The 10,118-nt window shown below is 49.9% G+C and carries 10 protein-coding genes; all 10 read left to right on the top strand.

Annotation, left to right across the window (positions count from 1 at the left end):
• Nucleotides 1–363, top strand: a 363-nt coding sequence (locus AC4MRN_RS14335) for an SRPBCC domain-containing protein (protein ID WP_491203640.1), incomplete at its 5' end; no start/stop codon positions are given.
• A gap of 176 nt (nucleotides 364–539) precedes the next feature.
• Entirely contained in the window at nucleotides 540–3,143 is a 2,604-nt protein-coding gene (leuS, locus tag AC4MRN_RS14330; protein WP_491203639.1) for a leucine--tRNA ligase, read from the top strand.
• A 2-nt stretch (nucleotides 3,144–3,145) separates the two neighbouring features.
• Nucleotides 3,146–3,649, top strand: coding sequence for an LPS-assembly lipoprotein LptE (locus tag AC4MRN_RS14325; RefSeq protein ID WP_491203638.1), 504 nt, complete (start codon nucleotides 3,146–3,148; stop codon nucleotides 3,647–3,649).
• Nucleotides 3,650–3,663: 14 nt separating this feature from the next.
• Complete coding sequence (holA, locus tag AC4MRN_RS14320) at nucleotides 3,664–4,704, top strand: DNA polymerase III subunit delta (protein ID WP_491203637.1); 1,041 nt, start codon at nucleotides 3,664–3,666, stop codon at nucleotides 4,702–4,704.
• Nucleotides 4,704–5,348, top strand: coding sequence for a nicotinate-nucleotide adenylyltransferase (gene nadD, locus AC4MRN_RS14315; RefSeq protein WP_491203636.1), 645 nt, complete (start codon nucleotides 4,704–4,706; stop codon nucleotides 5,346–5,348). Before holA ends, nadD begins: the two co-directional genes overlap by 1 nt.
• Nucleotides 5,349–5,367: 19 nt before the next feature.
• Nucleotides 5,368–5,685 carry a ribosome silencing factor gene (gene rsfS / locus AC4MRN_RS14310; protein ID WP_073321496.1) on the top strand — a complete coding sequence of 106 codons (318 nt, stop codon included), beginning with the start codon at nucleotides 5,368–5,370 and terminating at the stop codon, nucleotides 5,683–5,685.
• A gap of 29 nt (nucleotides 5,686–5,714) precedes the next feature.
• Nucleotides 5,715–6,185, top strand: coding sequence for a 23S rRNA (pseudouridine(1915)-N(3))-methyltransferase RlmH (rlmH, locus tag AC4MRN_RS14305; RefSeq protein ID WP_491203635.1), 471 nt, complete (start codon nucleotides 5,715–5,717; stop codon nucleotides 6,183–6,185).
• A gap of 4 nt (nucleotides 6,186–6,189) precedes the next feature.
• Nucleotides 6,190–8,085, top strand: coding sequence for a penicillin-binding protein 2 (mrdA, locus tag AC4MRN_RS14300; RefSeq protein WP_073321501.1), 1,896 nt, complete (start codon nucleotides 6,190–6,192; stop codon nucleotides 8,083–8,085).
• Between the two features lie 4 nt (nucleotides 8,086–8,089).
• A complete protein-coding gene (rodA, locus tag AC4MRN_RS14295; RefSeq protein ID WP_073321504.1) occupies nucleotides 8,090–9,205 on the top strand; it encodes a rod shape-determining protein RodA in 1,116 nt (371 codons plus the stop codon).
• Nucleotides 9,206–9,243: 38 nt separating this feature from the next.
• The coding region (locus AC4MRN_RS14290; RefSeq protein WP_491203634.1) for a septal ring lytic transglycosylase RlpA family protein at nucleotides 9,244–10,118 on the top strand (875 nt) is incomplete at its 3' end.

Raw genomic sequence — 10,118 nt, 5'->3', positions numbered from 1 at the left:
TACGGCGTGGATACCTGGTGGCCAAAAGATCACAGTTGGTGGGGTCAGGACGGTACCTTTACAATTTCACCTGAAGCTGGCGGCTGTTTTTGTGAAACCGCAGGTGAAAAGTCCGCTGAGCATTTACATGTTGTGTTTGTCGACCCGAATAAAAAGCTCGTCATGACCGGTGGCCTTGGCCCGCTTCAAGGCATGGGCTTGTTTGGTGCCTTGACCTTTGAACTCACCGAGCAAGATGACTCAACAAAGGTTGCAATGACATATCGGGTACATGGCTACTATCCGGATGGTTACCAGCAGCTTGCTCCTATCGTGGCACAGGTACAGGGACTCCAATTACAGGGCTTAGCTAACGCGTTTTAAGCCAGACTGGCTAAATTCCACGCAGTTAACCATAAAATCCTGCTCATTCATGCACACGCTATTGTGGGAAGCACTATGGCTGGGCTATTCTATGCGGTTATTATATCAGGCACACTCGCCGTAAGCCGGCGGGTATATTTGTTTAAACACAACAGAATGCGGAAGCCTACGTTAACATGGCCGATAACCAGTATAATCCACGAGAAATTGAACACGCCGTCCAGCAGTCCTGGGAACAACACAACACCTTCAAAGTAAGCGAAGATGACAGCAAAGAAAAATTCTACTGTCTGTCGATGTTTCCTTACCCCAGTGGCCGACTGCATATGGGTCACGTGCGCAACTACACTATCGGCGATGTGATTAGCCGTTTCCAGCGTATGCAGGGCAAAAACGTACTGCAGCCTATGGGTTGGGATGCCTTTGGTCTGCCGGCCGAAAACGCCGCGATCAATAACAATACCGCCCCTGCGAACTGGACATACTCGAACATCGACTACATGAAGAACCAGTTAAAATCGCTGGGATTTGGTTACGATTGGGACCGCGAAGTCACTACGTGTAAGTCTGACTACTATCGCTGGGAGCAATGGTTCTTCACCCGCCTTTACGAAAAAGGTCTGGTGTATAAGAAAAACGCTACCGTCAACTGGGACCCGGTAGACCAGACCGTTTTGGCCAATGAACAGGTCATTGATGGCCGGGGCTGGCGCTCGGGCGCTGTGGTTGAACAAAAAGAAATTCCTCAGTGGTTCATTAAAATCACAGACTATGCCGAAGAATTATTAAACGACCTTGAGCAACTGGAAGAATGGCCAGAGCAAGTGCGTGCCATGCAGGCAAACTGGATTGGTCGTTCTGAAGGGGTAGAAATCACCTTTGATCTGGCAGCTCAGGTAGCCGATGTTGCATCGTTAACCGTGTACACCACTCGTCCGGATACGTTTATGGGTGTAACTTACGTTGCAGTTGCGGCTCAGCACCCGCTTGCCGAAGCGGCTGCAAAAAATAACCCGGATATTGCCGCCTTTATCGACGAGTGCAAAAACACCAAAGTCGCCGAAGCCGATATGGCGACAATGGAGAAAAAAGGCATCGCGACCGGCTTTAACGCAATTCATCCACTGACTGGTGAAGAAGTGCCAGTGTGGATCGCCAACTTCGTATTAATGGATTATGGCTCGGGCGCGGTTATGGCAGTGCCAGGTCACGACCAGCGCGACTGGGAATTCGCAACACGCTACAGCTTGCCAATCAAACAGGTCATTGCACCGGCGGCAGACAGTGATGCCGAATGTGATTTATCCACTTCTGCCTTTACCGAAAAAGGCAGCCTGATAAATTCAGGTGAATTTGATGGCAAAGATTTTGAAGATGCCTTCAACGCCATTGCCGATAAGCTGGTAAGCCTGGGCAGAGGCGAGCGCAAAGTGAATTATCGACTGCGCGATTGGGGCGTAAGCCGTCAGCGCTACTGGGGCTCTCCTATCCCAATGCTGAACCTGGAAAATGGCGAGTCCGTGCCGGTACCTGCAGACCAACTGCCAGTTGTACTACCAGAAGACGTAGAGATGAACGGTGTCACCTCGCCGATTAAAGCCGATCCTGAGTGGGCGAAAACCACTTATAACGGCGAAGCCGCTCTGCGTGAAACAGATACCTTTGATACCTTCATGGAATCATCGTGGTATTACGCCCGCTATAGCTGTGCGAACACCGACGATGCCATGTTAGACCCCGCGAAAGCCAACTACTGGCTGCCCGTCGACCAGTATATTGGTGGTATTGAACACGCTATCCTTCACTTGTTGTACTCGCGTTTTTATCACAAATTATTACGCGACGAAGGTTTGGTTAACTCTGACGAGCCCTACAAGCGCTTGTTGTGTCAGGGCATGGTATTAGCCGATTCTTACTACAGCGAAGATGAAGCCGGTAAGAAGACCTGGTATTCACCGACCGAAGTCAGTACGGAAAAAGATGACAAAGGCCGTATCACCAAAGCCTGGTTAACGAAAGACGGTACACCTGTTATTCACGGTGGAATGACCAAGATGTCGAAGTCGAAAAATAACGGTATCGACCCCCAACAGGTTATCGACCAGTACGGTGCAGATACCGTTCGTTTGTTCACCATGTTCGCTGCGCCACCAGAACAAACACTGGAATGGGTAGATTCTGGTGTTGAAGGAGCGAACCGATTCCTGCGCCGTGTATGGAAACTGGTTACCGACCATCTGGCCGCCGGCACACCAGTGGCACTAGACGTGGCAAGCCTGAGTAAACCTCAGCAAGCCCTGCGTCGTGAAGTTCATAAAACTATTGAGAAAGTGACCGATGACTTAGGTCGCCGTCAAACGTTCAATACCGCCATTGCGGCCATTATGGAACTGTTGAATCACTTACAAAAAGCACCGCAGGAAAACGAGCAGGATATCGCGCTTATGCGGGAGGCTGTCGAGAGCGTGCTGTTAATTCTGAACCCAATCACACCGCATATCTGTCACCATTTATGGGAACAGTTGGGCCACACAGGCAGCATTGAAGAGGCAGCCTGGCCGGTTGCAGATAAAGCAGCTCTGGTGGAAGATGAAAAACTGATCATTGTTCAGGTTAACGGTAAGGTGCGAGCGAAACTTACCGTGTCAGCGTCTGCTTCAAAAGAAGAAATTGAAGAGGCCGCGAAAACACAACCGAATGTGCAGCAGTTTACCGAAGGCAAAACGATCAGGAAGGTGATTGTGGTGCCGGGTAAGCTGGTAAACATTGTGGCTAACTAACAATGCGCGCGTCTTATATCGGGCTTTTCCTGTTGCTGGCTGTGACGCTGATCACTGCCGGTTGCGGTTTTCATTTACGCAGTGCACAAACGCTGCCGGTTGGCAGCAGTTACGTACACATTATTGCTGGTAAACAGACTGCACCACTGGAGAAGTCGGTATTAGCACGCATGAAAGTCTATCAGATCAACAGTGGCAGTCAGGCGCTGGATGGTGAGGCTGCCTCTACGATCTCGGTAAAACTACAGCCCGAAAAGCTCGACAGACGATTACTGTCGGTGTTTGCCACAGGTCAGGTTGCCGAGTACGAACTTATTTATGGTGTGCGGTTTACCGCAACCTACCCCGACGGTAATCAAATCACACAGCAGTTTGAAGTGTTGCGTGAATACCAGGACGACCCCAAGCAAGTACTGGCAAAGTCCCGCGAACTTAATTTGGTACTCAGCGAAATGCGTACCGAGGCGGCTGATCGTATCATTCGTATCATTTCAAATCAGCAGTAAGGCACCGTCGTCGAATGCAGGTTTATCCCGATAAATTCATCCCTACCCTAGAACGCGAGTTCAAAGGGTGCTATTTGATTTTCGGGGACGAACCACAGCAAAAATTCGAAATCCTGCAAGCATTACGGGAGAAAGCCAAACAACAAGGCTTTACTGAACGCAATGTCATGGTGGCCGACAACGAGTTCAGTTGGAATTCACTGTTAGACGCCACTCAGGCCATGTCATTGTTCGCAGACAGACAAGTTATTGAGCTTGAGCTTCCCACCGGTAAACCAGGCACCGAAGGCGCGGCTTTGCTCACGTCTATTGCAGACAACTTGTCACCCGATACATTGCTCATTATTCACGGGCCACGCATCGGTAAAGACGTGCAGCGCACTAAGTGGTTTAAAGCCCTGGATGCCATTGGCGCGTTTACAATTTGTTACCCCCTTGAGGGGACTGCGCTGTCTGGCTGGCTGTCACGCCGATTACAACAGCATGGTTTTCAGTTCACACCTGGCTGCGTGAAAATGCTGGCCGATTTCTGTGAAGGCAATTTAATGGCCGGCGCACAAGAAATTGAAAAGCTGGTACTCGCCTATCCTGATAAACACATTGACGAGCAAAAACTCAGTGAAGCACTGGTAGACCAATCGCGCTTCAATGTGTTCCAACTGGTCGACGTAATGTTGCAGGGCGACCGGGATCGATGTGTGAAAATGCTCTATCGCCTCGAATCAGAGGGGATAGAGCCCAACATTGTTATCTGGGCGCTCATTCGCGAATGGCAAACACTGTGGAACCTATGTCAGCTTCAACAAAGTCGTCAGCCCATCACCTGGCAAAAGTTTGGTATCTGGAAAAACCGACAAGGCTTTTACCAACAGGCATTACAGCGGTTGAACACGGCACAGTTACAAGGCATAGGCGAACAGCTTACCCAGGCCGACTTTCTGTTCAAGCAAGAATCCGTGGTGCGGCCTTTCGTCAAACTAGCACACCTGTGTTTGCTGTTTACTGGCGTGCCACTATTACACATGCCGCTCAGTGACATGGACAGCCTGGCCTGATGATTGCGTTATTGGGAGGCACCTTTAATCCGCCTCATCAAGGGCATATTAATGCAGGACTTGATGCAATTAATGAAATCGGCGTAAATAAGCTTGGGTTACTGCCCTGCAATGTGCCACCACATAAATCTGCCCCGGAAACTGCGACGAAGCACCGTTTGGCAATGCTGGAGCTGGCGTGCCAACAAAGTTCAAAGTTATATGTCGAACCCGTAGAACTTAGCTTACCGGCACCAAACTATACGGTAAAAACACTGGCGTATTTACGTGAAAGCGAGCCAGATAAGGGAATCTGCTTTTTGCTGGGCGAAGATTCACTGTATAATCTGCCATCCTGGTATGAATGGCCGCACCTCACTGAGTTTTGTCACCTTGTTGTTATGAGGCGACCGACCAGCAAAGGGCAAATAGTACCGATTTTACAGGACTGGCTGAACACCCGGCTGGTCGATACCCCCGAAGCCTTACACGAACAAAGGTTTGGCCGGGTGTACATCACCCAGAGCAAGGATTACTCTGTGTCGTCTACGCAATTGCGAAACGCATTAGGTCAGGACGATCCAAACGATAATACTACGTCAGACTGGCTACACCCCGACGTAGTGCACTATATTGATACACATAAGTTATACCGTGCTGAATAAGCACTTGTGAGGAGAACTTTTGCAACACGAGCAACTCAAAGCCTTTGTTATTGACAAAATAGACGACATGAAAGGTCGTGATATTGTTGAACTGGACGTAAAAGGCAAATCAACGATCACCGATACGATGATCATTTGTTCCGGTAATTCAAAACGCCATGTCAGCTCTATTGCTGAACACGTTCAACTGGAATCAAAACGAGCAGGCATTTCACCGCTGAATGTTGAAGGCAAGGAAACCGGCGAGTGGGTATTGGTAGATCTGGGCGAAATTATTGTTCACATCATGCAAGATGAGTCGCGGGACTTTTATCAGTTAGAGAAACTCTGGGGTTAATCCCTCCCCTGCCTAAGGAGTAGCAGGCCGTGCGAATTCAGATCATTGCTGTGGGTAACAAAATGCCTGACTGGGTCACTACCGGCACCCAGGAATTCCTGCGCCGGTTTCCCGCTGATATGCCAGTCAGTTTTGTTGAGATTGCCCCGGGTAAACGCGGCAAAAATGCTGACATTAAACGCATCCTGCAAAAAGAAGGCGAAGCCATGATGGCCGCCATCGGCAAAAACCATAAAGTTGTTACACTGGAAGTGACTGGCCGCTCCTGGGATACCCCAACGCTGGCTAAACAACTCGACAACTGGAAAATGGATGGCCGGGATGTGAGCTTGTTAATTGGCGGTCCGGAAGGGCTGGCACCCGAGTGCTGCGCCCTTGCTGAGCAACGCTGGTCGTTGTCTGCATTGACCCTGCCTCACCCCATGGTCAGAATCATTGTGACAGAAGCCCTCTACCGCGCCTGGTCTGTTACACAAAACCATCCGTACCATCGCGAGTAGTCCAATGCCAATCAAGCGCCAGACGATTCGCGATCACTCTGCCGAGGCCAACCTGTTTGCCCGCCGCACCGTCATTGCCGGCCTGATTGTCATAGCCTTATTGGGCATGGTGGTCAGCAATTTGTATTACCTGCAGGTCAAGCATTTTGACGACTACCAGACCCGTTCTAACGGCAACCGAATTAAAGTACTGCCTATCGCGCCCAACCGGGGTCTGATTTACGACCGAAATGGTGTGTTACTGGCTGAAAACCGTCCGGTTTATAACCTGGAAGTCATTCCGGAGCAGGTTGATAACCTTGAGGAAACACTTGCAGGCTTACAGTCGTTAATGGGGATCACCGACGATGAAATAGACGACTTTCGTCAGGCATTAAGAGGACAGCGCCGTTTTAAACCGGTTGCCTTGCGTTCCCGTCTGTCTGAACAAGAAGTCGCTCGCTTTGCCAGCCGCAGCCATCAGTATCCTGGCGTATCCATCGAAGCGCGTCTTGCTCGCTATTATCCCTATGGAGATATGCTCACGCACGTGTTGGGTTACGTGGCCAAAATTAATAAAAAAGACCTGCAAAAGATCAAAGAAGCCGGTCAGGAAGCAAATTACGCCGCCACCTATGACATAGGCAAACTGGGCATTGAAAAATATCACGAGGATATTTTGCATGGCAGTGTGGGATACCAGCAGGTAGAAGTAAACAGTCAGGGCCGTATTATCCGCACTCTGGATGTTGATCCACCGGTACCAGGCCGTGATATTGTGCTGAACATTGATATTCGCTTACAGCAAGCGGCTCAGAAAGCATTAGAAGGCCAGCGCGGGACCGTTGTTCTGGCTTCGCCGCATACCGGTGGTATTCTGGCCATGTATTCTAATCCCAGTTACGACCCTAATTTATTTGTTCACGGTATAAGCCGTAAGAATTACGCAGCGTTGCTGAATTCACCTGATCGCCCGCTGATCAACCGGGCGACTCAGGGCCAGTACCCTCCCGCGTCAACCGTCAAACCACTGCTGGCGTTATTGAGTCTGGAAACTGAAACCATCGACAAGTCGTTCACCATAAAAGATAACGGTCGGTACTCCCTGCCTAACGTCAGTCATGTGTGGCGTGACTGGAAAAAGTGGGGGCACGGCGATGTCGACGTAACCCGCTCAATTGAAGTGTCCTGCGATACTTATTATTACGAATTAGCCTATCAGATGGGTATCGACATGATCAGCGGATACATGTCGGAGTTTGGTTTTGGTGACTACACCGGTATCGATCTTTACGAAGAAAGCGATGCCAATATGCCGAGCCGGGGCTGGAAGAAAGCCCGACATAATCAGCCTTGGTATATCGGCGATACAATCTCTGTTGGAATTGGTCAGGGCTACTGGACGACAACACCAGTACAACTGGTACACGCAACCAATGCGTTGGTTAACTATGGCGCGCGCTTTGTGCCGCAAATATTAAGGGGCTACCACCAGCCCGATGGCCAGGTAGCATTAGAACCGCTTAAATCGTTGCGCCCTATTGAAATCAAGAATCAGGAAAACTGGGAAATTGTACTCGATGCTATGTATGGTACAGTAAACCGGGAACATGGTACCGCCAGAACGGCGTTTGTCGGCACCAACTATACAGCAGCGGGTAAAACAGGGACTGCGCAACTTTTCTCGGTTGGCCAGAACGAAAAATACGAGGCAGAAAAAGTCGATGAACGTTTGCGGGATAACGCAATGTATGTTGGTTTTGCGCCATACGAAAACCCAGAACTCACTGTTGCTGTGGTGCTGGAAAACGCCGGAGGTGGTAGCTCAAATGCCGCCCCTATTGCACGCATCATGATGGACGAGTTTTTCCGCCTTAACCCGGACGCCATCAAATACCCGAAAACGGCAAAAGCCGATTAATGCCATGAAAAAAACCACACTGAATGAACGGCAAACAACCATTTGGCAAACCCTGCATATCGACATCCCATTATTGCTAGGGTTGCTTGTGCTGATGGGTGTAGGGCTGGTTACCATTTATTCTGCAGGTGGTCAGGACATGGATCTGATTAACCGGCAGGTTATTCGATTAGGCATCGCCCTATTTGTGATGTTTGTTCTGGCACAAGTGCCGCCCATGGCCTACCGACGGCTGAGTATTTATGCATATGGTGCGGGTATTCTCATGCTCATTGCCGTGCTGTTATTTGGTGACATCGGTAAAGGTGCACAGCGCTGGCTGGATTTGGGGTTTGTGCGGTTTCAGCCTTCTGAAGCCATGAAGCTCGCCGTGCCCATGATGATTGCCTGGTATATCAGTAAATTCACTATGCCTCCCACCTTATCGCAAATCGTCATTGCTTTTGTACTGGTCGTCGTACCCACAATACTCATCGCAAAACAGCCGGATTTAGGCACATCCCTGCTGATTGCCAGTTCAGGAATATTTGTTATTTTTCTGGCCGGCATGAGCTGGAAACTGATAGGCATTGTTGCGGCATTAGGTGGTGCGTTCCTGCCAATTATGTGGATATTCCTGATGCAGGACTATCAGAAGCAACGCGTATTAACCTTCCTTAACCCCGAGAGTGACCCTTTGGGATCGGGCTATCACATTATTCAATCAAAAATAGCGATTGGCTCTGGTGGCCTGGAAGGTAAAGGCTGGCTGCAAGGCACCCAAAGTCAGTTAGAATTTCTCCCTGAGCGACATACTGATTTTATCTTTGCCGTATTCAGTGAAGAATTTGGCCTGACTGGTGTACTGGTGCTGCTAGCCATTTACCTGTTCATTATTGTGCGTGGTCTGATGCTGGCTGTACGCGCGCAGAATGCCTACAGCAAACTCCTGGCTGGGAGTATCACCCTCACCTTCTTTGTCTACGTATTCGTCAACATGGGCATGGTGTCCGGCATTTTACCTGTGGTAGGCGTACCCCTGCCACTTGTGAGTTACGGTGGTACATCTATGGTGACTTTGCTGGCCGGATTTGGCATTCTTATGGGTATCGGCACACAAAAACGATTAATGTCGCGCTAATGCAAAGGTTTACGTCGGTTTTTTTATGGGTTTTGTTAATGGCCGGGCTCTCAGCCTGCCAGGCGCCGTCACGCTATACGCGGGCGGTGGATTCTGCCCCCGATTACGACTATGACGAGCCAGAGATGCTGGATGCCGAACCCCGTTATGAGCCTTATCGCGAACAGAATAGCCTGCCTTATGAAGTATTTGGCAAGCGGTATCAACCACTAACAACGGGAAAAGGCTATGTGCAAACCGGCCAGGCCTCGTGGTACGGCCAGAAGTTTCATGGTCATCTCACATCAAATGGTGAAGTCTATGACATGTTCGGCATGACCGCCGCACACAAGACGCTTCCCTTACCCTCCTATGTCAGGGTCACCAACCTGGAAAACCAGCAAACCGCGATTGTGCGGGTTAACGACCGCGGCCCGTTTCACTCAGATCGCATTATTGACTTGTCCTACGCGGCAGCAAAAAAACTGGGGTATCACAATGTCGGGACCACCCGTGTCAAACTGGAAGTCATTCATGTTGATAAACACAACATGGTAACCGTTGGTAATGAACCACCCGTGCCCTACTCACTCTACGCAGGCCAGTTGCCTGACGAAGCTGATTTGCATACCGCAAGCGAGGCAGCGGATGATGCAGCCCAAAATCCCAACTTAGCAGAGGCGTCCACGCCAGCAGAATCAGATACGCCTGTATTAACCTCACTCAAAGGCTATTACATTCAGGTTGCGGCATTGTCAGATGCAGAACGGGCAAAACAGTTGTCAGACGGCCTTTCCAGTCTTTATCAGGTGCCGGCAGAAATGCCACTCATCGACGACATCTACCGGTTGCGCTTAGGGCCACTGACAGACCGTTTTCAATTAAAAATGCTACTGGATGAACTAAAGCAAAACGGCTATCCCGGTGCCTACAC

It is taken from the genome of Marisediminitalea sp., from assembly GCF_984433645.1.
Note: the sequence above shows the minus strand (reverse complement) of the source record. Positions and strands in the feature narration are given on the sequence as shown.